Source organism: Dethiobacter alkaliphilus AHT 1 (assembly GCF_000174415.1).
GTDB classification, from domain to species: Bacteria; Bacillota; Dethiobacteria; order Dethiobacterales; family Dethiobacteraceae; genus Dethiobacter; species Dethiobacter alkaliphilus.
In genome coordinates this window covers 144,776-171,177 of record NZ_ACJM01000002.1, presented here as the reverse complement: position 1 = coordinate 171,177, position 26,402 = coordinate 144,776, and the positions used below count along the sequence as shown (strand labels likewise).

Here is a 26,402-nt window from a genome sequence, read left to right as displayed (position 1 = left end):
GCATTCTCTCCTTCCTACCTGCGTTCGGACCGTTTCCCTCATATCTGGTGTTCCGGTTGTGGAAACGGATTGGTTGTCGGAGCTCTCTTGCGAACTATCGAAAAGATGCAGATACCGGCTGAAAACGTGGCCATTGTTTCAGGGATTGGTTGTTCTTCCCGGGCCGCCGGCTATCTTAACTTTCAGACACTGCATACCACCCACGGCAGAGCTTTGGCTTTTGCCACCGGTTTAAAAATGGTACGTCCCGAACTTACAATCTTTGTGCTGATGGGGGATGGCGATTCCACTGCCATTGGCGGTAATCATTTCATTCATACCGCCAGGCGCAATATTGATGTTAATGCCATTATATTCAATAATCAGATATATGGGATGACGGGGGGGCAGGCGTCTCCTCTGACTCCACAGGGGAAAAAAGGCTCCACCGCACCCTTTGGGTGCACGGAACGAAACTTTGATATCATGAAGCTGGCCATGGGTGCCGGCGCCACCTTTGCGGCCCGCAGTACCACCTATCATCTGAAGCTTTTGGATAAGATGATTGAAGAAGGTGTAAACAACAAGGGATTTTCCATTGTTGAAGCAATGACCTACTGCCCCACCGGATTTGGTCGCCAGAACAAGAGCGGCAGTGCTGCCGCCATGCTAAACTGGTATAAGGATCATGCGGTGCCGGTAGAAAAGGCTGCGGTGTCCGATGCCAAAACGGTAAAAGAAAGAATTACCATCGGTATCCATCACCAAGAGCAGGAAGCGGAGTTTGTCTCCGAGTATGAAAAGATTATTGAAAGCCAAAGGCAGAAAAGTGGTGGAAGCTCATGAATAACCGGCGGGAGTACCGGCTATGCGGTACCGGCGGCCAGGGGCTGATACTGGCATCTATAATTCTGGCGGAAGCAGCGGCGCAAAACGGTATGCAGGTGGTGCAAACCCAATCATACGGTCCAGAGGCGCGGGGAGGAGCCAGTAAGTCCGAAGTAATTGTGGCCCCGGACCGCATAGACCACCCTAAAGTAATTCAGCCGCATACGGTTCTGATTATGAGCAGCAAAGCTTACGCAAAATACGGTGCCGATTATCATCCCCAGGGCACCGTTATACTGGATAGCACGTTTGTCACCGATGCAGAAAACAAGTTTGCCGTCAAACTTCCTATTACGCGCCATGCCCGCACAGAACTGGGGACGGAAATAGTGGCTAATATCGTAGCATTGGGTGTTATCAATGCTTTGTCTGAGGAAGTACCCCACAATCTTCTTCAGGAAGCGGTTTTAAACAGAGCACCTAAGGGTACGGAAGTTATTAATACAAAAGCATTGGAGTTAGGTATGCGCCTGGCGCAAACATTGACCAGATAAGCACGCTGCGGCGTGCTTATTCCATTGTACTGGCAGGAAATTATAACGCTTCGCAGTTTGCGAAGCTGCTAAGGTATCCAGTATTGAAAAGCACGCGCTGAGGAAACCGAATAAGCGGGCTTTTCTTGTAAAAGTGTAATTTTCTCTCTTTGTGGCACTCTAAGGTTTACAAGGAGGGGATTTACATGAGTGGTAAGAGGGAACAGTGGAACTCGCGCATCGGCTTTATTCTGGCCACCGTGGGCTCGGCGGTGGGATTGGGAAACGTCTGGCGATTCCCCACAGTGGTGGTGCAAAGCGGAGGCGGAGCCTTTGTGGCACTTTTTCTTTTGATAGTGGTGGTGGTGGGAGTGCCGTTGATTATCGCCGAGCTGACTCTGGGAAGGGCCGGCAAGCAGAATATCGTCTCCACATTTTCCCGTCTGGCTCCAAATACCCGTTGGTGGCTGGTGGGGCTATTTAGCCTGGTTACCGTCTTTATCATAATCTCGTTTTATTCCGTTATTGCCGGTTGGGCGGTAATTTACTTTGTCGGTAGCGTAATGGGGATTTTCACCGGGTTAGATGCAGCAGGGCTCACACAGTTGAACCAGCAGCTGATTTCCAATCCGGTAATACCGGTTCTGGGCCAGGCAGTTTTTATCTTCTTTACGGTTCTCATTGTCCTTTTAGGGGTTACCGGCGGCATTGAGCGCATCAGCAAAATCATCATGCCCGGAATTGTTGTCATCCTGCTCATTCTACTGGGCAGAACCCTGTCGCTGGAAGGAGCGGTGGAGGGAGTAATCTGGTTCTTTCGCCCTGAGTTAGGTCTGATAAATGTTAATACGGCCCTTGATGCGGTGGGGCAGGTGTTTTTTAGTTTCAGCCTGGGTATGGGGGCCATCCTGACCTACGGCAGCTACCTGACCGATGAGGAAAACATACCACAGAGCGCCTTTTTAATAGGTGTTGCCGATGTGGGCATTGCCATTTTAATGGGCCTGATTGTTATCCCCGCCCTGTTTGCTTTTAATATTGAACCGGGCGTTGGTCCTGCCATCGTCTTTGTTACCCTGCCGGCTATATTTAACACTCTACCCTGGCCGATTTTTTGGTCAAGTCTTTTTTTCCTCATGCTCTCCTTTGCAGCCATCACATCAGCTGTTTCCCTTTTGGAGGTGGCAGCGGCCTACATTGTGGATCAAAGAGGCTGGACCCGCAAAGCGGCGGCCATTACCATGGGCGTTTTAATCTTTGTTTTTGGCCTGCCTGCGGTACTATCTCAGGGAGTGCTGTCCAATGTGGTGTTTCTGGGACGTGACATTCTGGACTTTATGGATTTTGTTTCTTCAAGCTTCTTTCTGCCCATCAGCGGCCTGCTCATTGTGATCTTTCTGGGTTGGGTCTGGAGTACCGACATAGCACTTTTGGAAATAGAAAAAGGCTCGCCCGGTTTTTACTGGGGGAGAGCCTGGTCATTCTTGATTCGCTTTGTGATGCCGATAGCTATTTTTTATATCTTTATAACCGGAATACGGGGGTAAGAGAATAACTACAGCGTAGAAATATTGTCAGAAATTGTTGATATTCTTGGGGGCTGTCATGTATAATGATTTTGAACATGAAAATAAAGGGGTTTTTGGATGAAACTTATCTACACCGGCAAAACAAAAGACGTTTATGAGCTGGAGGATGGCAATTATCTGCTTAAATTTAAAGATGACTGCACCGGAGAAAACGGTGTGTTTGATCCCGGTGCCAATTCGGTGGGTCTCACCATTTGTGGTGTTGGCAAAGCCGGGTTGCGTCTGACTAAGTTTTTCTTTGAAAAGTTAAGGGCACAGGGCATTCCAACACACTACATCGATGCCAACATTGATGAGGCCACCATGACCGTTAAGCCGGCCACAGTTTTTGGACAAGGCCTGGAGGTTATTTGCCGCTACCGTGCCGTGGGTAGTTTTTTGCGCCGTTACGGTAAATATGTGGAAGAGGGACAGCCCTTGGATGCTTTTGTAGAAGTTACCCTCAAAGATGACGGTAGAGGGGATCCACCTATAATAGATGACGCTTTGGACATGTTGGGTATCCTTACACTGCAAGAATACCAGGTGTTAAAGGACCTTACAAAGCAAATCGGCGCCGTTGTCAAAGAAGAACTGGCCAAAAAGGGTCTGGAACTCTACGATATTAAATTCGAGTTTGGCCGCATTGGTGAAGACGGGCAAATTGCTTTAATTGACGAAATTTCCGGAGGCAACATGCGCGCTTATAAAAACGGGGTCTGTGCGGAACCTTTGGAGTTGGAACAATTGATGTTGGAAGAATAAACTGAGGAGATGTTACCTTGAAATTACAGATTCAGCACGTAGGCAAGCGCTTCAAAGATAATACCTGGGGTGTAAGGGATTTTTCCCTGGAATTAACGCCGGGGCTTTTAGGCCTTTTGGGGCCAAAGGAAGCCGGTAAAACCACCCTGCTTCGGATGCTGGCCACCATAACCAAACCTACCACAGGCACAATAAAATGGAATGGGGAAGATATTGAAAAAAACCCCTTTGATTTGCGCCCTGATTTGGGCTATCTGCCCCAGGGGTTTGGAGTTTTCCCCAACCTGACAGTAAATGATTTTCTCAGACAGGCGGCTGCTGTTAAAGGAATGAGCGCAAAAACAGCTGAGCAAAAAACGGAAGAATTGCTTCAGCAGTTTGACCTAACTCACCAGCGCAATAAAGCGCTAAGTGAGCTATCTGCCGGGGAGCGGCAACTTGCCGGTCTTGCCCAGGCTTTAATTAATAACCCCCAACTGCTTGTCCTGGATGAGCCCGCAGCGGGCCTTAATAAAAAAGAACGTGAAAATCTAAATAAACTGCTGAGTGATTTGTCCAAAGACAGAATTATAATCATGGCCACAAGTGACCCCTGCCATATTGACGGTATTGCCACAGAAATTGCCGTTATTATAAAAGGAGAGCTGCAAAGACATTCACTGTCCTCAGAAAAACAGCTTGTCCAATATTGTTAAGAGGAGGTAAACTTATTTGCCGTACGTAAACATTAAAATTACCCGGGAAGGCGCCACTGCCGAGCAAAAAGCTAAGCTCATCGAAGGAGCTACGCAGCTTTTGGTGGATGTGCTTGGCAAAAATCCCAAAACTACTGTAGTTGTCATTGATGAAGTGGAGACAGACAACTGGGGTGTGGGCGGAGAGTCAATCACGGTGCGACGTAAAAAAGGAATGTAAATGTGAGGCGAAAATCATAAGATTTTCGCCTTTTTCTGTTCTGCTTAACATAATAATTATAAAGATTAAAAATTTACCATATTTGTTGTCCACTCCCATTGAGAAGATATTGCTTATCCTACATAATATGGATAGAGGGAGTGGTTTTGATGGTGAAAATATTGTTTGACCTGGATGAACACTTGGATTCATTGGCCAACGACCTCCATGAAAAGTACGGTTTAAACATGAAGCCAACCGTACGTAACGAATTTCACTGCATTGATGTCCTGCTAACGGATACCACCTATCCCTATGGCAAGGACTGGATGCCCCAGATGTCCTTTCAGATTTTCTTTGCCCGAAAAGTAATTGTGTTAAAAGCGGTTCGCCTGCCAAAGGAGTTGCAGAATAAAGGAATCGGCACCCACTGTTTTAACTGGCTTGTAGATTTGTGCAAAAAGTATGACATAGAACAGATCGAAGGAGAAGCGGTGGGAGATTCCAAGGGGTTTTGGACCAGTAAGGGTTGTGTGGAAACTCCGAAGAAAACTATTTATCAATTACATGCACACACACTCAAATAAGAAAGGCTCGCCACCCGGCGAGCCTTTTGCAAATTATTTTACAAACTCTTTACCAAAATCTCTGCACTGGGCAACCATATCCTGATCCGGATTCCAGAGAGCTTTCAGGCCCTCACTTTCCACCGTAAAACCGCACTCTTTTAACCTTTCAGTAACTATACCCACCGATTCACCGCTCCAACCATAGCTACCAAAGGCCGCTGCTTTTTTATCTTTAAAGCCCAGGCCCTTGATTTCTTCCAGAAATCCGGCTACCGCAGAGAGTATGCCGCGGTTGATAGTGGAGGAACCCACCAGAATACCTTTTGATTTAAACACTTCACTGACCACATCATTTTTGTCGGAGATGCTCAGGTTGAAAAGTTTTATTTTCATGGTTTCATCTTGTTGGTGCAGCCCCTCGGCTATGGCCTCTGCCATCTTTTTAGTTGAATTCCACATGGTATCATAAATTATGGCCACTTGGTTTTCCTGATAGTTATCGGCCCATTTTGCATACTGCTCCACTATTTGCAGGGGATTATCGCGCCAAATAACACCGTGACTGGGGCAGATTAAGTTCAGCGGTAGGTTCAGCTCATTGAACTCCGCTACTTTTTTGGGGACAAACCTGCTAAATGGAGTCAGGATATTGGCATAGTATTTGAGAGCTTCCTGATAGAGCTCATCTTTATCCACCAAATCATTAAACATAACCTCTGTGGCATAGTGCTGGCCAAAAGCATCATTACTGAAAAGAATGGCGTCACCGGTCAGGTAACAGAACATACTATCCGGCCAATGCAGCATGGGGGCTTCAATAAAGATTAATTCTTTTGAGCCTAAATCAATCTTATCGCCGGTTTTTACAATTTTGAAGTTCCAGTCCTGATGCATCTGTGCTTTGATCATCTTTGCTCCGTTTTGGGAGCAGTAGATGGGCGTATCCGGGATTCGCTTCATTAACTCAGCCAAAGCACCGCTATGGTCTACTTCTGAATGGTTAGCCACAATATAATCAATATCATCCAAATCAATTTCTTCAGCCAGTTTATCCACATACTCATGGGCAAAGGGTGTCCAGGCGGTATCAATCAGCACATTTTTTTCGTCACGAACCAGATAGGAGTTATATGTAGATCCGCGGTGCGTGGACAACTCATGCCCGTGAAATCTTCTTAAATCCCAATCAACTTTTCCAACCCAGGTTACACTGTCTGTAATTTTAAAACTCATTTAAATTACCTCCCTTTACTGGTACAAAATAATTTTGGTTAACCTGTCTTTTCCTCACTATCAAGTATATAACAATGCCTACTACTTAAAAGTGACAAAAGAATTAAAACTTGTTATAGCTGCTTAAACTATAAACACTATCAGTATTCCCCTATAAGGACAAGTTAACAAATATGAAATAACTGAGCCCCTCAAATGGTTTAAGATAAAATCATAAGATTATTTATAAGGAGGTCACCATGTTTGCCTGGTTGAGTCAACGAATTACAGGAATCTTTCTCATGTTTTTAATCCCCTGGAAAATTTATTCCGGCTATGCGCTAACCGGGCAGGTTCCCCGCATTGAGGGACTGCTTAGCAGCCATATCGTGGCTACACTTGACGGTCTGCTGATTGTCACAGTGATTTTTCATCTTGCTTACGGATTACGGGTGATGTTAATTGATGCAGGGATTAAGCAGGAAAAGGTCTTGTTTTATGCAGCAACAGCGCTGTCCCTGCTTTTGTCCGTCTATGCTCTGTACTACATTTATTGGAGGTAGTTTGGGATGCAGGTTTATGAACACGAGGTACTTGTGGTGGGATCCGGCCTTGCCGGGTTGAGGGCCGCAAGAGAGGCTGCTGAAAAACATGATGTTGCGGTGATTAGCAGGGTGCACCCTGTCCGTTCTCACTCTATATCTGCTCAGGGAGGTATTAACGCATCTCTCAAGAATCATGCCGAGGGAAAAGACGATAGCTGGGAAAAACATGCCTTTGATACCATTAAAGGCAGTGATTATTTAGCTGATCAGGATGCGGCAATGATTATGGCACAAGATGCTCCGGCCTGTGTCTATGAAATGGAACATTGGGGGACTTTGTTTAGCCGCCTTCCCGACGGAAAGATTGCCCAGCGCCCCTTTGGCGGAGCCGGTTTTCCAAGAACGTGTTACGCAGCAGACAGAACCGGCCATCATTTACTACATACTCTTTACGAGCAATCGGTAAAACATCAGATTAATGTTTATGAAGAGCGGTTGGTAACCAATATTGCCACCGATAATAACCTATGCCATGGTTTGGTGGCTTTAAATATGATTACCGGTGAATTGGAAGTCTATGCTGCTCCGGTGGTAATTGTGGCCACCGGTGGTGCGGGGCAGATTTACAGCAATTCCACCAATGCACTGATAAATACCGGCAGTGGTACAGCCACCGCGTACAGAGCAGGTGCACAACTGGAAGACATGGAGTTTATTCAGTTCCATCCCACCAGTTTATATGGGACCAATATTCTTATATCCGAAGCGGCAAGGGGGGAAGGCGGCTATCTGTTAAACAAAAACGGAGAGCGCTTTATGAAAAAGTACACTCCTCAAGCCATGGAACTGGGCCCCCGGGATATTGTGGCCCGCTCTATCCAGACCGAAATAGATGAGGGCCGCGGTTTCCCCGGTGATTATGTTCATCTGGATTTAACTCATTTGGGTAAAGAGAAAATAATGGAACTGCTTCCCGGTATTCGCATCTTAGCCATGGATTTTGCCGGGGTGGACCCCATACATGAGCCCATTCCCATTCAACCCGGGCAGCACTACACCATGGGGGGCATCGCCACAAACGTGGACGGACATACCCGGGTGAAGGGTCTGCTGGCGGCAGGGGAGGCAGCCTGTGTCAGTGTCCATGGTGCAAACCGACTGGGTGGGAATTCCCTTTTGGATACCCTGGTATTTGGCAAAAGGGCGGGCCGTGAAGCAATTAATTATCTTAGCAAAGAAAAGCCCCGTCCGGACAGAAAAGTTGTGGAAGGCCTGTGGGAGAAAGAGGAATCAAGGCTAAAGAACTTCTTGACAGGAGAAGGCAGCGAAGATTACAGGGAGCTGCGGGATAAAATGAAGCAGACTCTTACCGAAAAGGTGGGCATATTCCGCCAGGAAAATGAGCTAAAAGAAGCGGTGGAAATTTTGGCCGACTTACGCCGACGCTACCCTTCTGTAAAAATTAAGAACAGTTGTCGGCAATATAATCTGGAACTTATCAATGCCCTGGAGTTGGAAGGAATGCTTAATTTAGCAGAAACTGTGGCTTTGGGGGCACTTGGGAGAAACGAAAGCCGTGGTTCCCATTCCCGGCTTGATTTTCCCAAACGGGATGATGAAAAGTGGCTTGTACACACCATGGCCGATTATACAAAAGAGGGGCCGAAGCTTTCCGACAAAGAAGTAACCATTACCAAATTCACACCCCAGGAAAGGAAGTATTAATATGGAGCTTAAAGAAGTTGCCGTTGTCATTCGCCGCCAACCCGCCGGAGAACCAGACTCAGCAGCCTATGAGAGCTATACGGTCCAGGTGACTCCCGGCCTTACGGTATTGGAGGCGTTAATTTCTATCCAGGAAAACCAGGACCCAACCCTTTCTTTCCGGTATTCCTGCCGTGGCGCGGTCTGCGGTGCCTGTGCCATGCTGATAAATAATGAAATAAGTTTGGCCTGCCGCACCCAGATTGGTTATTTGAATTCTGCCAACATCAAAATCGAGCCTCTGCCAAACCTGCCGGTTATTACAGACCTGGTTGTGGATATGACGGAGTTTTGGAATAAATATCAGCATATTAAGCCCTGGCTTGAACCTAAAGACGATCCTCCGGAGACAGAAAGACATATGGAAGAAAAACTGCGTGTCAAGCTGGATCCTTATGCAAACTGTATTTTGTGTGCGTCTTGTTATGGAGTGTGCCCAGTGCCCCCACGCTCTGCAACCAAAAACTTTCTGGGACCGGCAGCCCTGGCCAAAAATTATCGTTTCTATGCCGATTCCCGGGAGGGAGGACGTTTTGAACGCCTGCTGCGGGTGGATTCACAGGACGGTCTGTGGGGGTGTGATACGGTTTTTAAATGTGTTGATGTCTGCCCCAAAGATGTGCCGCCCACTCATGGTATAGTTGAAAGCCGTAAAAAGTTAATGGCAGGTAAGCTGCTGGGAATGAAATAAAAATAACAGATTACGGCGCCGGCTTTTAGGGCGCCGTAATCTGTTATACAATATTAAAAACAGGTTATGTTAGCTTTTAAAAGGAGAGAGCGGTATATGCACTATGATTTTGATAAAATTATAGACCGCACCCACACAAACAGTGTGAAATGGGAATTCATGCAGGTCATGGAGTCTGAGGTTACTGCCGACACATTGCCATTCTGGGTGGCGGATATGGATTTTCCCTGCGCCGAGCCCATTCTCACGGCCCTACATAACAGAACGGAGCAAAAGGTATTTGGCTACAGCTCCCATGACACCCCAGAGTTCTTCCAGGCGGTCTGCGGCTGGTATCAAAACCGGTTTAATTGGAATGTGGATCCTGCCCATCTTGCTTACAGCCCCGGTGTGGTTCCGGCAATAGGTTTTATTTTGGACTTATTGACCAAGCCAGGGGAAGGGGTTATCATTCAAAGGCCTGTCTACCACCCCTTTACCAACATAATTGAGAGCCGAAGCAGAGTTGTGGTCAACAATCCGTTAATCAATCAGGACGGTGATTATCGCATAGATTATGCGGATTTGGAAAAAAAGGCGCAAAATCCTGATACAAAGGTAATGATTCTTTGCAGTCCCCATAATCCGGTTGGCCGGGTCTGGCAAAAGGACGAATTATTGCGGTTGGGTAAAATCTGCCTGCAAAACAACGTTTTTATCATCTCCGATGAAATCCACTGCGACCTGCTGCGGCGCGGTATCAGGCATACTCCCCTGGAAACCCTGTTTCCCCGGGAGCAGCACCGTATCATCACCACCACGGCACCCAGTAAAACCTTCAACCTGGCCGGCATGCAGTTTTCCAATATTATTATTCGCGATGATGAGCTGAGGGAGGCATGGGCACTATATGTCAAAGGCCGCCTAGCGATCATGGGGCCCACACCGCTTTCCATCGCTGCCACTCAGGCTGCATACAGCCAGGGAGAAGAATGGCTGGAGCAGGTGCTGGATTATCTGGATGAAAACATCTCATTTATGCAGTCTTATCTGGCGGAGCACCTGCCCAAAGCCCGCTTTTCGCCTCCGGAAGGTACATATCTGGCCTGGGTAGATTTCAGTTCTTACGGCTATACCCATGAAGCGCTGTACAAAAAGCTTGTTTGCCAGGCGCAGGTGCTGCCCCAGAGCGGTACGGTGTTTGGCAGTGAGGGGATGGGCTTTATGCGCTTTAACATAGCCTGCCCCAGGTCTGTTTTGCGTGAGGGATTAAAACGGGTAGCCGCGGTATTAAACCAAGAGACAAATCCGGTTTAGTCTTCCCAGCCTTCTTCACCCAACAGCGGCACAAATCCGCATTTACCAAGATTGATAACCTCTTTGCCGTCTTCTGTTTTGGAGACTAAAAGCAGATCCTGAAATTTGCGCTCACCGGCAGGGATAACCATCCTGCCGCCCATGGCCAGTTGGTCGTATAAAGAAGGAGGTACCAGGGGCCCGCCGGCGGTGACAATTATGGCGTCATAGGGAGCATTATCAGGCCAGCCTTTTGTCCCGTCACCGATAAGAAACCGAACATTGTCATAGCCCAACTGCTCCAATCTCACCTGCGCTTCTTGTGAGAGTTGGCTTACCTTTTCCACGGTATATACTGTTTTGGCAAGCTCGGCCAAAATAGCAGTCTGATATCCGGTACCGGTGCCGATTTCCAGTACTTTCTCATTTCCCTGCAACTGCAACGCCTGGGTCATAAGCGCCACCATAAAGGGCTGAGAAATTGTTTGCCCATGCCCCACAGGCAAAGCGGCATCTGCATAGGCATATTCTTCTTTACCCGCCACCACAAACTCATGGCGCGGCACTTTACGCATAGCGTTCAGCACCCTTTCATCGCGGATCCCGCGAGCCATAAGCTGAGTGGTAATCATTTGTTCCATTTTTTGATTATACATATTTTCTCACCTACTTAGCGCTTTAGATGGACTTTCGTTATACTTTTAGAGTGTCCTGCCGTTTCTTAATTACAAAAATATTAAAAAAACATGTCTGTATTAGAATCCCGCTTTGAAAAATGCGGGATTCTATTTTTTAAAACAGCGTAGGGAAAACAGAAAAAATATGTTGCTATAATTAACAATAATATGCTATATTAACATTGTTAATAAAATTAACTATGTTATGAGGTGAGTTTATGAAGACCCTAATAGTGTATGGGTCAAAACACGGTTGTACAGAAAAATGTGTTGGTATTCTCAAAGAAAAGATGTCCGGTGAAGCGGTGGCGGTGAATCTTGAGAAGGAGCAGTCTCCGGATCTGGAAGGATTTTCTGCGGTGGTGATAGGTAGTCCGGTTTATGCGGGACAGATAAAAAAGCCGGTGGCAGCCTTTATCCAAAGCCAACTGGATGCACTACAGCAAAAAAGGGTAGGATTGTTTCTGGTAGGGGGTAATCTGGAACAGATGGAAACCCAGATGAACACGGCTTTCCCAGAATCTCTGAGAAAACATGCACTGGCTACGGAACATTTTGGGTATGCTTATGATTTTAAGAAGCTGAACTTTTTTGAGCGCAAGATAATCCAGGTTATCGGAAAAGTAAATAATAATCAGGAAAACATTGAAACGGGGAACATAGAAAAAATGGCAGACGCCATAAGGTAAGGTGTTTCTTATGGATAAAAAAGCAATTCAACGCCGGCGTATGGAGCGATACTTAATAGATGCAGCAAAAACCATAATCCGGGATGAAGGGGTAGAGGCAGTAACTGTGCGAAAGGTGGCCGATTTGGCCGGCTACTCCTACACCACCATGTATAATTACTTTACCGATTTAAATGAATTGCTCTGGTATGTGGCAGCGGATTTCTTAGATGAGATTATAGAACTGCTGGAGAATGCAGGGCAAAGACATCCCCATGACGGGGTGGAAGCACTAAAAGAAGGATACCGGGCATATATAAATTATTTTCTGGAAAACCCTACGATCTACCGTTTCACTTTTTTTGCTAAGCTGGGGGAACCGCCTGCCAAGGTGGCAGAAAAAATGTCTGCACCGGTATTGGCCCAAAAACAGATTGAAGCTTTGGCCCAATGCGCAAAAGAAGGTTTGCTGCAGCTGGAAGATGCTCCCGTTGTGGGGGGATTGATTACCACTTTTGTACACGGACTGCTGCTGTTCTATTTTTCGGAGCGGATGCAGGTAAAAGAAAACGAACTAATAGGCAGGATGGAGCAGACAATAGATTATTTAATTCATAAATGAGTGAGAGGATGATAAGTATGCGTATTAAATGGTGGATGATAGTGATGGCACTGGTTTTATTGTTTCCCTTATCTATCGGTTTCTCAGTTTGGCAGGGAATCAGGGAAATTCAGCAAATGGAAGTTTATGATGTTTCCTTGACTGAATTGGCAGACGGTATTTATACCGGGCGCCAGGATACTACCGGGATTAAAGTTGAGGTTAGTGTGGATGTTTCAGACGGCAGGATTACAGCCATCGATATTCTGGAGCATGAAAATGGTCGCGGCTCAGACGCAGAGGTTATTGTAGACGATGTGATTGCTGCCCAGTCGCTTTCAGTGGACAGTATTTCCGGAGCAACACTGAGCAGTACCGTTATTCTAAAAGCGGTGGAGGAAGCGCTGCTGCAGACGTCAAACTAGTATAGATAGCTTACTTGAATGCGTCTGGAGGTAAATAAGTGGAAAAGTTATATGTTATGTACGGTGCAGAAGCAGAACAGATGGCCTTTACTTTACTTGAAACAATGGATGTGGCCGGTGAACTGGCAGGTATGGAAAATCCCCTTATCGGAATTAAACCGAATTTGGTAGTTTCACAGCCGGCAGAGTGGGGAGCCACAACCGATCCAAACCTGGTCCGCGGAGTAATAAAATATCTGCAGCAGCACGGCTTTTGCAATATTATTATCCTGGAAAGCGCCTGGGTGGGTGATTCCACAGAGAAGGCATTTGATGTATGCGGCTACCGTGAATTGGGTGTTCCCCTGGTGGATCTTAAAAAGGACGATGGTGTTCCTTTTGAAGTTGACGGAACCGAAATCTACGTGTGCAAAAAAGCACTGGAAGTGGATTATCTGATTAATATGCCGGTATTAAAAGCCCATTGCCAGACCAGGTTAACCTGTGCACTTAAGAATCTAAAAGGATGTGTGCCGGACAAAGAAAAAAGACGCTTTCATACCCTGGGCCTGCATAAACCCATTGCTGCTTTGAACAAAGTGTTACGAGCCAACATAGCTGTGGTAGATGGAATCATCGGGGATCTGACCTACGAAGAAGGGGGGACTCCGGTCCGCATGAACCGGTCCTTAGCCAGTCGTGATCCGGTCCTGATTGACACCTACGCTGCAGAGTTGATTGGCTATGAAATCGAAGATGTCCCCTATATCAGGATGGCAGAAGAACTGGGAATCGGCAGTACTTTGCTCACCGGCAGAATTGTGGAGCTTAATAACAAAAAAGAAGCCAGAGCCCCCGAATCACTTCTGGCCAGCAACGAAGTGGATAATCTGGCGCGCTGGATTGAAGAGGACCAGGCCTGCTCCGCCTGTTACGGTAGCCTGATCCATGCTTTGATGAGATTACAGGAAAAGGGGAAATTAAAAAAGGGCTTTAAGGTCCATATCGGCCAGGGCTGTAAAAAACTTTCCGGCACCATCGGAGTGGGTGAATGTTCCCGTAACTTTGAAGTTAATATCAAAGGGTGTCCCCCCAAGGCCAAAGATATCGTTTCCGGACTTGAGGAATGGATTAATAAAGAAGGACCAGCAGCTAATTAAGCTGTTGGTCTTTTCATTAACCTCAGTGTCAGACGACAGGATTAACGATATAATATACAGAATGAATAAGAGTACTTAACAAGTAATACAATTGCTCATGCCAAATAATCTATGGGAGGAATCCTGATGGCGCTGACGTTGGAAAGATATAATCCCCGCCGGCATGATGAACATGCGGTAGCCACTCTGATTTTTTTGGCTGATACCGAAATTATGTCATTTATGTTTGGTGAGAAAGGCAAAGCGGTGGGTTTGGTAAAGAAACTAATGCAGCTGCCTAACAACCATTTTAGCGCCAACCATATTACCTGTGCCTGCCTGGCAGGGGAGGTGGCCGGTGTGATTGTTGGGTTTGACGGTAAGCGAAAACAACAAATCAATAAAAAAGGACCATTGGATTATATAAAGGCATTTAGCCTGGTCAAACTTTTGCAGACAGTCCCGCGTTTGCCTGCAATGAGTAAGATAATTACTAAAGATGTACCGGCAGGTAACTATTATATTAACAGCTTCAGTGTAGATGAAAATTACAGAGGAGAGGGGTTGGGCTCCCAAATCTTACAGGTAATATTGGCCAAACACCCAACGGTGTGCCTGGATGTAAATATCAATAACCACCGGGCAATGAAACTGTATAAAAATTTTGGTTTTAAAGTGGCGGGAGAAAACATAACAACTTATGGTGGCAAACAAATCGGTACTTATTTAGTCAGAACCACTACCACCGGCAGGTTATAGCAAAGCCTGTGTCAGAGCATGACACAGGCTTTTGTCTGCAAATGCAGGGCAGGGAAACAATGGGTTAATCCAGAATATACCGATATATCTTTTTTTCGGAGGGAAATATGAAAAACTATTTTGCCGGCGAGCACATGGATAAGGGCATTGAAACACTGGCCGCTTTCATTAGGGCCTCTGATAACACTGTAGTCCTTACAGGTGCGGGTATGGATACGGACAGCAACATTCCCGACTTTCGGGGAGAAGGAGGATGGTGGAAGAATATTGATCCCAGAACGGTAGCCAATATCGACACCTTTGCACAAAACTATTCACTTTTTCAGGAGTTCTACTCCATGCGAATTAAACTGTTGCAGAACGTCAAGCCTCATCCCGGTCATTATATTCTGGCTGATCTGGAAAAGAGGGGCATTATAAAAAGTATTGCTACGCAGAATATTTCCGGCCTGCACCGTCTGGCCGGCAGTGAAAAAGTCTATGAACTGCACGGCAACATCGCTACCGTTAGATGTAACAGCTGCGGCCGCCAGGCTGACACAGCTGATTTCTTGGCCGGTGAAAACTGTACGGGCTGCAATACAGGTGCCCTCAGGCCCAATGTGGTTTTATTTGGCGAGGCTCTGCCCCAGGATGTCTGGGCACAGGCACTTTCCCATATCCAAAGAGCTGATTTGTTGTTGGTCATTGGGACCAGCCTGGAAGTTTCACCGGTTAACCAACTTCCTTTCCAGGCCAAAGGCAGAACCGTCTTTATAAATAAGGAGGACTGCAGCCAACATTATTCCTTTGATTTGACCCTGCTTGGTAATGCCAAAGAAGTCCTGAAGAAATTATCAGACCGGCTGACTTAAAAGAGATCCCCGATACTGCTAGTATCGGGGATCTCTTATTTAGATTTCTACGGTGCTGAAAAATCTGTGGATGAAACCGGCGGACAATCGGAGAACATTGGGGACGATTAACGGCGCCACCTCACGAAATGTATGTTCATCATAGCGCCCGTCGGCAAAATAGCTTTCATACCAGTTAATGGAAAGATGGCTGCCGTAATCAATCCAATCATAAATGTTGGCTGACATAACATGATGACACTGATCGTTGTGACAGAAAGTCTCCTCCCAGTAATAGTAACCTGCGCTGCCCACTTTATACTGTTGCCAGTTTGCGGCCAGCCAGTGTTCCAGTTCGCCGTGACCTCTAAAAGCGGTAATTCCGGCATGATGAGGAATAAAGATATCCTGGATTAAATGCAGCGCCCGTCCCAGATGATAGATGGCTTTTCCTCTTTTACCAAGCTGCCAGAGATTGTTTGCTATGGTAAATAACCGCGAGGTGGCGTCTGCAGAGCTTCTGGAAACAATGTAGCCCCGATGAGACCAGGGGTGGTGGAAATGCCACAGATGGCAGATATAGCCCCCGGAAAAGGGAAGGTCAGCATCTTTGGAGCCTTCAATGATCAGTTCCAAATATGTTTTTCCCAGATCCTTGTCGGTGCTGTTCAACAGTTGATAGATTTCCTCATAACCATCGTTTTTTAAAATCAAAGAGGTGTGGTCGGCGAGGTCCATGTGATTTTCAATTGTAAATAGTGGTCTGGCAAAATATCTTATATCCATGTTCCAGTATATGCATATAAACTGCTTTCTGCCAGCGCTTATCCCCCGTTTAACATAAAATATTTTCATGCATATAGTATCTAAAATGGGATGGAGGGAGAGGCATTGGATAAGTGGATTATTCTACTGGGGATCCTGCTGGTACTTCTGGTGATTGTGCTGAAAATAGCCTATAACTGGCCCAGGATAAAAAGATTTATCAGGGAAATTGTGGACAGTATCGGCACAGGGGGGAAAGTAGATGAAATAATAGCTGCGGCGGGCTATGCCTACGATGCAGAGCAGGATATTTTTTATACCACCATGTATGCATGGCAAAGAAATTTCGGTTACTGCCGACTCTATGATGAAGCGGCCGCCCCCTTAAACCTGATTATTGACTGTGAGCCCATATACTTTGACTATGCCGGCAAACGGTGGATGATTGAGTTTTGGAAAGGCCAGTATGCCATGGCAACGGGTTGTGAGGTGGGTGTATACAATACCACAGGACCAGATTTAAATATTCCCGGAGTTTTTAACGGAACATTTTATCATGTGGTCCCCGACGAAGATCTAATGGATATAACTGTAACCCTTATTAAGGACGAGAGAGCACTTTTTACCCGCAGCGGACTGCACTGGTGGCAAACCGGCTTTATCCTGGGGGAGTTTTCTCAGCCCTGGGAGCTTAGTGTGGATATTACCATCGAACTATTGGATTATGAAATGCGCCGGGCATTTGTCAAAGGATTAGTAGAAGCGGGATACCATGACGATGAAATACTCCGGAGAGGAAATTATGTCAGTCTTCGTTTTGCCCAGCCCAGGACACCCCAACCTTATACACGCAACCCCATTACAGACGGGGTTATCCAACAAAAAAATAAACTATTATGTGATATATACCAGGATATAGTGAAGACACGATCCTGGTCAGAAGCTGGTTTATCCAGCAGATTAAAATTAATAAAGCAACACTCACCAGAACTATATATAGCCCTGCGCAATTTCGGCAGAAACAGGCAACTCTATGAAAAGTATTCAATAATAAAAAGATACCTATAACAATAAGCGCTCTGTACGATACAGGGCGCTTATTAATTCCGCAGGTCTTTTAAATGTCAAAAGGACATAGGGAAAAACCGGCGAAATATGTTAATGGGTATTGACTCTGCAGTAAATTCTCTCTATTTTAGCTTTTATCTTCTGACTCAGCATCTATCTCTAACTTTTCCTTTTTCAGAGTTTCGTCAATGGTTTCTGTGTCTTGGAATTCTGCTTTGTAAACCGAAACTTCGTTTAACTGTACATTTTCTTTATTAACATCGATGCGCTCTTCACTAAGTGGAATTCGCATGGTCTCAGTTTTTTCGTTGTCACCCACAGATTTCTCAACCACCAGTTCTTCACGGGATACAGGGACTGTTATCGTTTTTTCTTCAGTGATAACGTCTTTATGAATATCTACATCGGAGGTTTTGACTCTGTGTGTTTCAATATCCAGTTGTTCTTCACGAAGTGGTATCTTTATATCATCTTCTACTTTGTATTCTACTTCGTTGTAACGTCGAGCATCTGTGTTAGAGCCAATAACTGCTCCCATGACCAGGCCAATTGCGCTCAACGTGATGGACATGGACAGAGGTATAGCCGTAAAGAGGAGGCCCAGGCCCGGGAGTATGCTTTCTCCAATTAACCCAATGAAAAAGCCAAGAAAGGCTCCCACAATTGCGCCAACAATTATTCTCATTGTACGGGATAAACTGTTTTGCACCATAACATCCTCCAATACACAGTTATTTAAAACTCCTACAAATTATTAATTTGTAGGAGTAGTGGATTAATGTTATTATCTTCCTAGTGGCGGTATTTATCCTTCTTCTTTAACCGGGGCTCACCTTCGGCGTCGATGTCGGCTTCTTCTCTTTTCAGTTTCTTATCAACCTGTCTGCTTCCCTCAACACTCTGCTTGTGAGCTTCAACCTGGCCTGTCACCATGGTGTGTTTATCTACATCGATTTCGTCTCTGTTTGTCTGAATATGATACGTCTCTTCTTCGCCAATGGGAGTATCACTTTGCTCGTTTAATGCTCTGCGTTCAATAATGACTTCTTCACGGCTTACAGGCACGTCAACCGCTTTATACTCTTCGATAACATCTTTGTGCAGATTAACTTCGCCGCTTTTTACCCGATCTTTATCAATATCCATTCTTTCTTCGTGTAACGTAAGCTTTGCGTCCTCAGCAAACTCTTCTTTATGCTTATGCTTTTCTTTATCAAATTCTTTTTTCTTTTTCATACAAAAACCTCCTGTCAGTTTTTCAAAGTGCATTATTAGTTTCTTACTAAACGGCAATAAAATAACAGGAAAGCTTATGTAGTAAAGTAATTGTTTTTGTAGGTAGTATACAATATCCATTTTTTTTTAATATGTGGGACAAGGAGACCCTCTGCATGGGTTGCCTGCCACTAGCTGAAGGGTAAAAGGAGAAGAGCAAAATGAACAATGCTAGAGAACATACCGACATAAGGAAAATATACCTGCAACGGACAGAGGATTATCAAAATCAATTGGTCCATGCCCACCGACAAAGCAGGGGATTATCCTCTCTGCGTCTTATTTCTTTTCTCGGTGGAGGGGGTGCTTTGTCCTACGGCTATTACAGGACAATGCCGGTCATGTATTTTCTGGCCTTTATCCTGTTCGTTCTGTTTGTTCATCTGATTGTCCGTCACTCAAGGCTTAATGACAAGATCAGTTTTCTGGAGAACTTGGTGCAAATCAATGAAACGGCCATTGTAAGGCTGGATGGCAACTGGACAACCTTTACCGATGACGGAAGCCAATACGTTAACCACAATCATCCCTATACCACAGACCTGCATATCTTCGGGAAAAGTTCACTGTTTCAATTTATATACGTACCCCTGTCTTCCGGGGGGAAAAAGCGACTGGTGGAGATGTTAAGCTCTCGGCCATCGTTTACCGAAATTGCACCGCGACAGGAAGCGGTTGCCGACCTGGCACAACGTCTGGATTTCAGACAACACCTGCAGGCAACGGCAAGCGATGCCTACTTTAAAAAGAAAAACCCCGCAGAAGTGCTTTCCTGGCTGGAAAGGAAGTATAGTACAGGTTCTGTGCCTCAAGCAGTATTTTTCCTGCCCGTTGTAACCCTGGTCATGTTTGCCCTGGCTTTTTTGGGGTTTGTACCGTATATATTGCCTCTTGCTTCATTGATGCTACAGGCGCTTATAGCTCTCTGGGGCGAACGGGTAGTATTGGAACGTTTTAAGGACCTGGAAAAGCCCGTTATACTCCTAAGGCGATATGCCGAACTGTTAGCATGGATAGAGGGTGAGGAGTTTAAAGCCTCCTTTTTGAAAGAGCAAAAACAACGGCTTTTTACCGGCGATGTTTCGTCCTCCCGCCTTATTAAGCGCTTAAAGAGTATAGCTGAGCGAAATGATCTGCGCTTTAGCAACGCTCTGATCTATTACCCGTTAAATATCAGCCTGTTTTGGGATTTGTGGACCCTGCGGAAACTGCAGGCCTGGCAAGACAAATGGGGAAACTCCGTCAGGGAGTGGTTTGACGCCGTTGCCGAGATAGAGGCAATCTCCTGTCTGTCCGGGCTGTACCACGATAATCCCCAGTGGATTTTCCCCAAAGTAATGGATGGAACGCCATTTATAGATGGGCAAAACATAGCCCATCCGCTTATTTCACCGGATGAGCGCGTTGGCAATGACTTAGCCATGCCCGAGCAGGGCCGGGTGCTGATGATAACCGGCTCCAATATGTCCGGTAAAAGTACCCTGCTTCGCACATTAGGCATTAACCTGGTTTTGGCCTATACCGGCTCAGCGGTTTGTGCCACAGAAATGTCCTGCTCCATGATGGATATCTACTGTAAAATGCAAATCCATGATGACTTAAAAGAGAGGACCTCCACGTTTTATGCCGAGCTTAAGAGAATGAAGATGATCATAGATGCAGCCAAAAGCAAAGAACCGCTCCTGGTGCTGCTGGATGAAATCTTCAGAGGTACTAACTCCCGAGACCGGATCACTGCCACCCGGACCGTAATCCGCCAACTACATGAACTAAACACCATCACCCTGGTGACAACCCATGACCTGGAGTTAGGCAGTCTGGCCGATGAGTACCCCGGCACAATCTCCAACTATCATTTTACCGATGACATCAAAGACGACCACATAGAATTTGATTATAAAATTAAACCCGGCATCTCTAAAACAGCCAACGCCATAGCATTAATGAAGATGATTGGTATAGAAGAGCAAGAGGACAGTAGGGTTAAAATCACTACCGATTATAAGAAATAGGAATAAGCAGGAAGTGAGAGCAAATGGAGATCAGGAATATGTCTGCAAGTGATATTGCCGGACTGGCAGTACTGTATAAGCAGTTTTGGGGAGAAGAATCATCTTCTCAGTTAATGACACAGAAATTTAAGGAGCTGCAGAATAATCCCCACTACATTTTTTTGAGTGCAGTTGAGGGTAATCGTTTAGTGGGATCAGTGCAAGGGATAATTTGCGAAGAATTATATGGGGAATGTAAGCCGTTTTTAGTTATCGAGAATTTAGTAGTAGACCGTCAACGCAGAAGGCAAGGGGTTGGCCGGTCTCTTATTGCAGAGATGGAGAAAGCAGCCATTAAGCACGGCTGCTACCAGGTATTATTTATCACTGAGAACCACAGAACTGAGGCAGTTAATTTCTATAGTTCATTAGGGTTTCGTAAGGATACACATAAGGGTTTTAAGAAGCAGTTAATTTAATGAGCAAGGAAGCTATTTGTGATCCCCGTATCTGATTGGTACGGGGGTTTTTCTATGCTTTTGACAATAGGACCTGTAGCCCAAAAAAATAGTACTGCATCCTCACGATAATAAACACAGCGTTTGATATAATAATGTCAACAATTACAATAAATGGCTTTGTAACAATTGTTAATAATTTGGCAACAGTTTTTCATTAATTGGTAAAACATGGGCAATTACTTTATATTATAATTAATGTGGACCCGTCGTTGATTTTTCTACACTCTTGTTCATTTTTGTACAAAGCTGCTGGTCAACCTGGGTTGTCAATGCAGAAGTTATTAAATGAGTAAGGGGGTAGAACAGATGACTTTTTGGGGCAGAGTCCTTGCATTGATTATATTTATTTCTTTTTCCTGGGGGATGCGTACTTTAGTATCTAAGAAGTTTACCGACAGTGCTCTTGACCGGGAAGAGAAAAAAAATGATTAAATATTTTTGCAGTCGATTAATGGCATTTTTTTTCTACATTTGGATAAATGACCCTCAAAAACAAGAAGAGAGGTTCGAAAACTATAAATGGGATTAGGATTGTTCTCTAAGTGTCCGGAGTACACAGATCTGTTATAAATCCATAAGCTTACTGAAGCTGAGTTTCCCGCTCAGCTTTTATTTACGCTACGCTACAGCCAGGTTCCAGTTCTGAGAAAGCTTATGGTTATTCGCTCCGGGTGTCAATTAAAACGTACGTACCTGAGGAGGGCACTATGTCATACATGGGTAAAGTTTTAGTGGTGGATGATGATCACATTGTTTTGGAACTTGTTAAATTGTATGGAGAGAGAGAAGGGTTTGAAGTCATCGTGGTAAGCGATGGCGACCAGGTCCTGCCTATATATGACCGAGAAAACCCGGATGTTGTTATTTTGGATATTATGCTGCCCGGCAAAGACGGGCTTACCCTTTGCCGCAGCTTAAGAGAGATACGCATGATCCCAATCATTATGCTTACCGCCAAAGGCGAGGAAGCTGATCGGGTTCTGGGATTGGAAATGGGTGCAGATGACTACATTTCCAAACCTTTCAGTCCCCGGGAGCTGGTGGCCAGAATTAAAGCGGTACTGCGCCGCACCCAGGCGGTTGAAGGGGTGACCAATTGGAAATTAAAATACAACGGACTGGAAATTCATGCTGATATCAGAAGAGTACTGGTGGATAGGGAGCACATTGAGTTAACACCGAGAGAATTCGATTTGCTCTATCACCTGGCAAAAAATCCGCAGCGTGTTTTTACCCGTGACGAACTTTTGGCCGCTGTATGGGGGTATGACTACTTTGGTGACCAACGGACAGTGGATGTGCATATTCGCAGACTGAGGACAAAACTGGTATCGCTGCAGCATGAGTATCTGTCCACTGTTTGGGGGGTTGGTTACCAGTTTACGCCACCTGTCAAAGAGGGAGAGATTTCGTCATGAACGCCTACCTTGAACAAGGCAGAGAATACCTCAAGCAGGGAAAAGACAGAGTGCGGGGATATGTTCCTGTTGCTAACAAACTCTTTAGTGGGACCAAACGTTTTCTGCGGCAGCAATTTGATAAAAATATCTACACAAAAATATTGTTCACTAATGTGACGGTTTTTGTTGTGGTGATGATTGTCTTGACCATGTTTTCTTCTTTTGTGGTAAGGCATGTCATTTACGAGCAGGCTCAGCAGGAACTGCTACGCAAAGCCAGAAGGGTAAACTTCGCTTTAATGCAGCAAACAGACTATGAGTGGAATGGCGCCGATGAGACTTTAAGTGAACTTCCCCATGGCAGCCATGGTTTGCTGAGATATCTCTCCGACACCTTTGATTCCAGGATCACCATTTTCGACGATGAAGGAAATATCTTGGGTACATCTGCGGAGCAGGATGTGGTACCCGGCAGCAAGGTTGATGCTAAATTTCTGGACACATTGAGCTTGGGCGAGCCTGCCATAATCGAAAACATGGAAAGAGAAACCGGTCAGAATAATTTTATTGCTTTTGTGCCAATGGGCAATCAGTCGGACCCTATGAATCTGGGAATCCTCCTGGAAGCAAGGTTGTCCAACCTAAATCTGGCCTTAAATAATATGCAGTGGTATTTGCTGCTTGCGGGAATGGTAATATTGGTGGTAATCCTCTTTATCTCAGTCTACCTTGCCATGTCAATATCCAGGCCCATTTCCCGTTTATCGGCTACAGTTGCCGATCTCAGCAGAGGTAACTTTTCTTCAGATTATGACGATGATTCTCTGGATGAAATCAGAGACCTGGCTGGGCAGCTAAATAAAATGTCTGTCAGACTGCAGAATGCTCAGGCCGCCAGTGCAAAGATGGAAGAAGACAGAACCAAACTGTTTGCGGAAATATCTCATGAGTTGCGCACACCATTGACCGCTGTTCAGGGCTTTGTAGAAGCAATTCGCGATGGTATGGTACCAGATGAAGCGGTGCTTAAGAGGTACTTGGAAACAATCTGTGATCAGACGGTGCATATCACCAGATTGGTGGACGACATGCTTTCATTAAGCAGGTTGGAAAGCGGCAACATTACTGTGGAGAAGCTTCCCCTGGATTTGACTGCTCTTGCGCAAGGAGTTGTTACTTCCATGGAAGGGATGGCCGGCGGCAATAACACCACACTTCAGTTCGTAACCAAAACAGGAAACAGCTTTGTGCTTGGCGATGTGGACCGTATGGAGCAGATTATTCGCAATCTGCTTAAAAATGCCATCAAAGCCACAAAGGACGGAACCATCAAGGTAGGAGTTGAAGAACAACAAAAGCAGGTCATTTTAACCATCGCCGACAACGGCATCGGTATACCGCCTGATGAACTGCCCCACATTTGGGATAGATTTTACAGAACCAAAAATCAGCGAGACCGTTACATGCAGGAAAACGGCAGCGGCCTGGGGCTGGTAATTGTAAAAAAACTTGTGGAGTTGCAGGATGGTAAAATCGAAGTTATAAGTAGATTAGGTAAGGGGACTACCTTTACCATTACCTTCCCAACCTATACCAAAGAAGATTAATTGGGAGGAAATATAATTCGTAACAACTGTTAACTTTTTAGAAACACACTTTATAAATTACGAAAAAATATGTTAATATTGTTTTGCTATAATCTAACCATAGAGCTTGTCAGCCAGTTTCCGGCGGGAAGGCGTATGGCAGGGATGTTGCTCCCCCGAAGCGGTCCCCGTCATCTTCTCCCCCGGATTTTTTATCTCAAAAAAGAAGGTGAGCCTATGGTAAGAGGGTATTTTAAACCATACCCGGCTGAAATTTTTTATGGGTCTGAATGTCTCTTTTGTAGTGTTATTATTACCCCGGAGAACCTTTGTAACAAATGGTATGAACCGGTATGTAAAGAATGCTCACATAAAAATGTCCAAATGTACCGGTCAGTAGTCAGTACCGCTGTGTGACCATTTTAAAGAACCCGTAATCACAGGATTACGGGTTCTTTTGTGTTTGAACAGGGTATAAGGGGTCTTTGTGCCATGGTTAAGTCAACCGTAGAAAATGGGAATTTCTCTGCAGGGCATAAATAGGCGTTTTTTTAATATTATAGGATAAGTATGTTTAGAGAAAAAAAAATCCACAGGAAGGAAATGGTATCCTTAATGCAGAATAAATAGTAAAAATATTCAGAAAATACAATCATTAATCACTGTCTATGGCCACAAGCCGAATGTTAGTTAACAGTTGGAGGGAAGTGATGCCCGAAATAGCTGATTTTATGGAAGTGATTCTGCAAAAGTGTGAAATAAGAGAGGGGGATTAAGGTGAAAAGTAAGCGAGGAGTACTAGCCGTATTAGTGGTGTTTGGTGTATTGGTTAGCATGGCCCTAAGCGGGTGCGGTGGTAACGGAGATGACTCCGCAGCACAGGACGATGCGATTCGGATAGGTATAGCCGGGCCGATGACATTTATTCACGGAGAACATATGTGGAAGAGTGCTACTATGGCTGCAGAAGAAATTAATGCGGCTGGCGGGGTACAGGTTGGTGATGTTAAGCGCCCAATTGAATTGGTTAGTGTGGAAACCAATGAGATTCTAAACGTACCGGACGCTGCTAATGCCATTGAGCGTGCCATTACCGTTGATAATGTAGATTTTCTGCTTGGCGGGTTTCGGACAGAGGCTGTCCTGGGAATGCAGGATGTGGCGGCGGATCATGAAACAATCTTTATCATCACAGGATCAGGGCACCCTCAGCTTACAACACGGGTGGGCGAAGACTATGAAAAGTATAAGTACTTCTTCCGTACAAACCCTATGAACTCTAACAATATGGCCAGAGCTTCGTTCTTGATTCTGCATGAAGTTGCCACCGTAGTTCGTGAGGACCTGGGCTTTGCGCAGCCCAAAGTAGCAATCCTGGCAGAAAGTGCAATTTGGGTAGATCCCATTATTGAAGCATCTGAAGCACAGATGCCGGAAATGGGTCTGGAGATAGTTGGTGTTTGGCGTCCGTCGGCAAATGCCACAGATCTTTCGGCAGAACTTTCTGCAATCAGTGCTTCCGGTGCGCATATTATCTTCACTGTGATGTCTGGTCCCGTAGGCGGGCCATTTGCCAGACAGTATGAAGAACTTCAGGTACCTGCTGCAGTTGCCGGTATTAACGTAGATGCAATGGGCGGTAAGTTCTGGGAAACAACCGGAGGACTGGGTGCATATGTCAGCACGTTAAACCTGGTAGGCCGTGTTGAGACCTCCCCCCATTCTATCGATTTCTTTGACCGATTCATGGATAGGTATGAGGAAATTCCTGTTTATACTGTGGCAACGTATGATGCGTTGAACATTCTTGTTTCCGCCATTGAAGAAGCCGGAACAACTGAAAATGAAGCAGTGATTGCAGCATTACAAGAAACTGATGCTCCTGCCCTTGGTGGGCGAGTAGTATTTACCGATGAGCATGATGTTACCTGGGGTCCGGGATATGTTACAGGCCTTGGCACACAGTGGCAGGACGGTGAACTTAAAGTGTTCTGGCCCAATGACTGGGAGGGCATTAAGTACGAGGGAACGGTACGTTACGAGCTGGCACCCTGGGTAGTAGATTTTTGGCAGTAGACTTCAGGGCGGTAAA

At 45.5% G+C, this 26,402-nt stretch carries 29 protein-coding genes; 24 read left to right on the top strand and 5 right to left on the bottom strand.

What is annotated here, in order from left to right; all coding sequences use genetic code 11:
- Positions 1-87 precede the first annotated feature (87 nt).
- The 7 genes from DEALDRAFT_RS02970 to DEALDRAFT_RS02940 all read left to right on the top strand — a co-directional run bounded on the left by DEALDRAFT_RS02970 (position 88) and on the right by DEALDRAFT_RS02940 (position 5,154).
- Positions 88-825 carry a thiamine pyrophosphate-dependent enzyme gene (locus DEALDRAFT_RS02970; RefSeq protein WP_008514737.1) on the top strand — a complete coding sequence of 246 codons (738 nt, stop codon included), beginning with the start codon at positions 88-90 and terminating at the stop codon, positions 823-825.
- Positions 822-1,361, top strand: a complete 540-nt coding sequence (locus tag DEALDRAFT_RS02965) for a 2-oxoacid:acceptor oxidoreductase family protein (protein ID WP_008514736.1) — start codon at positions 822-824, stop codon at positions 1,359-1,361. The genes DEALDRAFT_RS02970 and DEALDRAFT_RS02965 overlap by 4 nt, the downstream gene beginning before the upstream one ends.
- Positions 1,362-1,546: 185 nt before the next feature.
- The gene (locus tag DEALDRAFT_RS02960) at positions 1,547-2,887 is read left to right on the top strand and encodes a sodium-dependent transporter (RefSeq protein WP_008514735.1); all 1,341 of its coding nucleotides are present in this window, start codon (positions 1,547-1,549) and stop codon (positions 2,885-2,887) included.
- Positions 2,888-2,986: 99 nt separating this feature from the next.
- Complete coding sequence (locus DEALDRAFT_RS02955; protein WP_008514734.1) at positions 2,987-3,673, top strand: phosphoribosylaminoimidazolesuccinocarboxamide synthase; 687 nt, start codon at positions 2,987-2,989, stop codon at positions 3,671-3,673.
- A gap of 17 nt (positions 3,674-3,690) precedes the next feature.
- Positions 3,691-4,368 (top strand): ATP-binding cassette domain-containing protein, encoded by a 678-nt coding sequence (locus DEALDRAFT_RS02950; protein ID WP_008514733.1) that lies wholly within the window; start codon positions 3,691-3,693, stop codon positions 4,366-4,368.
- Between the two features lie 16 nt (positions 4,369-4,384).
- On the top strand, positions 4,385-4,588 hold the full coding sequence (locus DEALDRAFT_RS02945; RefSeq protein WP_008514731.1) for a 2-hydroxymuconate tautomerase family protein: 204 nt from the start codon (positions 4,385-4,387) through the stop codon (positions 4,586-4,588).
- Between the two features lie 149 nt (positions 4,589-4,737).
- The gene (locus DEALDRAFT_RS02940; RefSeq protein ID WP_008514729.1) at positions 4,738-5,154 is read left to right on the top strand and encodes a hypothetical protein; all 417 of its coding nucleotides are present in this window, start codon (positions 4,738-4,740) and stop codon (positions 5,152-5,154) included.
- A gap of 33 nt (positions 5,155-5,187) precedes the next feature.
- On the opposite strand, the gene DEALDRAFT_RS02935 is transcribed toward DEALDRAFT_RS02940, so the two are convergent.
- Positions 5,188-6,369, bottom strand: a complete 1,182-nt coding sequence (locus DEALDRAFT_RS02935) for an anaerobic nitric oxide reductase flavorubredoxin (RefSeq protein ID WP_008514728.1) — start codon at positions 6,367-6,369, stop codon at positions 5,188-5,190.
- Between the two features lie 218 nt (positions 6,370-6,587).
- On the opposite strand from DEALDRAFT_RS02935, the gene DEALDRAFT_RS02930 reads away from it, so the two are divergent.
- The 4 genes from DEALDRAFT_RS02930 (at position 6,588) to DEALDRAFT_RS02915 (ending at position 10,644) form a co-directional block, all read left to right on the top strand.
- Positions 6,588-6,911 (top strand): hypothetical protein, encoded by a 324-nt coding sequence (locus DEALDRAFT_RS02930; RefSeq protein WP_318026052.1) that lies wholly within the window; start codon positions 6,588-6,590, stop codon positions 6,909-6,911.
- A gap of 6 nt (positions 6,912-6,917) precedes the next feature.
- Positions 6,918-8,618 carry an FAD-binding protein gene (locus DEALDRAFT_RS02925; RefSeq protein WP_008514724.1) on the top strand — a complete coding sequence of 567 codons (1,701 nt, stop codon included), beginning with the start codon at positions 6,918-6,920 and terminating at the stop codon, positions 8,616-8,618.
- A 1-nt stretch (position 8,619) separates the two neighbouring features.
- A complete protein-coding gene (locus DEALDRAFT_RS02920) occupies positions 8,620-9,348 on the top strand; it encodes a succinate dehydrogenase/fumarate reductase iron-sulfur subunit (RefSeq protein WP_008514722.1) in 729 nt (242 codons plus the stop codon).
- A gap of 96 nt (positions 9,349-9,444) precedes the next feature.
- Positions 9,445-10,644 carry a MalY/PatB family protein gene (locus DEALDRAFT_RS02915; protein WP_008514720.1) on the top strand — a complete coding sequence of 400 codons (1,200 nt, stop codon included), beginning with the start codon at positions 9,445-9,447 and terminating at the stop codon, positions 10,642-10,644.
- On the opposite strand, the gene DEALDRAFT_RS02910 is transcribed toward DEALDRAFT_RS02915, so the two are convergent.
- A complete protein-coding gene (locus tag DEALDRAFT_RS02910; RefSeq protein ID WP_008514717.1) occupies positions 10,641-11,279 on the bottom strand; it encodes a protein-L-isoaspartate(D-aspartate) O-methyltransferase in 639 nt (212 codons plus the stop codon). The two genes, DEALDRAFT_RS02915 and DEALDRAFT_RS02910, sit on opposite strands and share 4 nt — an antisense overlap.
- Positions 11,280-11,518: 239 nt before the next feature.
- On the opposite strand from DEALDRAFT_RS02910, the gene DEALDRAFT_RS02905 reads away from it, so the two are divergent.
- From DEALDRAFT_RS02905 to DEALDRAFT_RS02880, 6 genes are all read left to right on the top strand, one after another.
- The gene (locus DEALDRAFT_RS02905; protein WP_008514715.1) at positions 11,519-11,989 is read left to right on the top strand and encodes a flavodoxin domain-containing protein; all 471 of its coding nucleotides are present in this window, start codon (positions 11,519-11,521) and stop codon (positions 11,987-11,989) included.
- A 10-nt stretch (positions 11,990-11,999) separates the two neighbouring features.
- Positions 12,000-12,590, top strand: coding sequence for a TetR/AcrR family transcriptional regulator (locus DEALDRAFT_RS15790; RefSeq protein ID WP_008514714.1), 591 nt, complete (start codon positions 12,000-12,002; stop codon positions 12,588-12,590).
- A gap of 17 nt (positions 12,591-12,607) precedes the next feature.
- On the top strand, positions 12,608-12,994 hold the full coding sequence (locus DEALDRAFT_RS02895; protein ID WP_008514712.1) for an FMN-binding protein: 387 nt from the start codon (positions 12,608-12,610) through the stop codon (positions 12,992-12,994).
- A 38-nt stretch (positions 12,995-13,032) separates the two neighbouring features.
- A complete protein-coding gene (locus tag DEALDRAFT_RS02890; protein ID WP_008514710.1) occupies positions 13,033-14,133 on the top strand; it encodes a DUF362 domain-containing protein in 1,101 nt (366 codons plus the stop codon).
- A gap of 126 nt (positions 14,134-14,259) precedes the next feature.
- Positions 14,260-14,871, top strand: a complete 612-nt coding sequence (locus tag DEALDRAFT_RS02885) for a GNAT family N-acetyltransferase (protein ID WP_008514708.1) — start codon at positions 14,260-14,262, stop codon at positions 14,869-14,871.
- A 107-nt stretch (positions 14,872-14,978) separates the two neighbouring features.
- The gene (locus DEALDRAFT_RS02880; RefSeq protein WP_008514704.1) at positions 14,979-15,725 is read left to right on the top strand and encodes an SIR2 family NAD-dependent protein deacylase; all 747 of its coding nucleotides are present in this window, start codon (positions 14,979-14,981) and stop codon (positions 15,723-15,725) included.
- A 39-nt stretch (positions 15,726-15,764) separates the two neighbouring features.
- Here the strand turns inward: DEALDRAFT_RS02880 and DEALDRAFT_RS15785 are convergent, their stop codons facing one another.
- Complete coding sequence (locus DEALDRAFT_RS15785) at positions 15,765-16,490, bottom strand: phospholipase C/P1 nuclease family protein (protein WP_008514702.1); 726 nt, start codon at positions 16,488-16,490, stop codon at positions 15,765-15,767.
- Between the two features lie 105 nt (positions 16,491-16,595).
- Here DEALDRAFT_RS15785 and DEALDRAFT_RS02870 point away from each other — a divergent pair, with 105 nt between their 5' ends.
- Complete coding sequence (locus DEALDRAFT_RS02870; protein WP_008514701.1) at positions 16,596-17,537, top strand: DUF4474 domain-containing protein; 942 nt, start codon at positions 16,596-16,598, stop codon at positions 17,535-17,537.
- 127 nt (positions 17,538-17,664) lie between these two features.
- On the opposite strand, the gene DEALDRAFT_RS02865 is transcribed toward DEALDRAFT_RS02870, so the two are convergent.
- Positions 17,665-18,249: a YsnF/AvaK domain-containing protein gene (locus tag DEALDRAFT_RS02865; RefSeq protein ID WP_008514700.1), complete on the bottom strand. Its 585-nt coding sequence runs from the start codon at positions 18,247-18,249 to the stop codon at positions 17,665-17,667.
- A gap of 80 nt (positions 18,250-18,329) precedes the next feature.
- The gene (locus DEALDRAFT_RS02860) at positions 18,330-18,773 is read right to left on the bottom strand and encodes a YsnF/AvaK domain-containing protein (protein ID WP_008514698.1); all 444 of its coding nucleotides are present in this window, start codon (positions 18,771-18,773) and stop codon (positions 18,330-18,332) included.
- A gap of 200 nt (positions 18,774-18,973) precedes the next feature.
- Here DEALDRAFT_RS02860 and DEALDRAFT_RS02855 point away from each other — a divergent pair, with 200 nt between their 5' ends.
- The 6 genes from DEALDRAFT_RS02855 (at position 18,974) to DEALDRAFT_RS02835 (ending at position 26,386) form a co-directional block, all read left to right on the top strand.
- Positions 18,974-20,824, top strand: coding sequence for a MutS-related protein (locus tag DEALDRAFT_RS02855; protein WP_008514697.1), 1,851 nt, complete (start codon positions 18,974-18,976; stop codon positions 20,822-20,824).
- A 38-nt stretch (positions 20,825-20,862) separates the two neighbouring features.
- Complete coding sequence (locus DEALDRAFT_RS02850) at positions 20,863-21,282, top strand: GNAT family N-acetyltransferase (protein WP_008514695.1); 420 nt, start codon at positions 20,863-20,865, stop codon at positions 21,280-21,282.
- Positions 21,283-21,630: 348 nt separating this feature from the next.
- Positions 21,631-21,756 (top strand): hypothetical protein, encoded by a 126-nt coding sequence (locus DEALDRAFT_RS17365; RefSeq protein WP_008514693.1) that lies wholly within the window; start codon positions 21,631-21,633, stop codon positions 21,754-21,756.
- 275 nt (positions 21,757-22,031) lie between these two features.
- Positions 22,032-22,742 carry a response regulator transcription factor gene (locus tag DEALDRAFT_RS02845; protein WP_008514692.1) on the top strand — a complete coding sequence of 237 codons (711 nt, stop codon included), beginning with the start codon at positions 22,032-22,034 and terminating at the stop codon, positions 22,740-22,742.
- Complete coding sequence (locus DEALDRAFT_RS02840; RefSeq protein WP_008514691.1) at positions 22,739-24,331, top strand: sensor histidine kinase; 1,593 nt, start codon at positions 22,739-22,741, stop codon at positions 24,329-24,331. Before DEALDRAFT_RS02845 ends, DEALDRAFT_RS02840 begins: the two co-directional genes overlap by 4 nt.
- A 756-nt stretch (positions 24,332-25,087) precedes the next feature.
- Entirely contained in the window at positions 25,088-26,386 is a 1,299-nt protein-coding gene (locus tag DEALDRAFT_RS02835) for an ABC transporter substrate-binding protein (protein WP_008514689.1), read from the top strand.
- Positions 26,387-26,402: the final 16 nt, after the last annotated feature.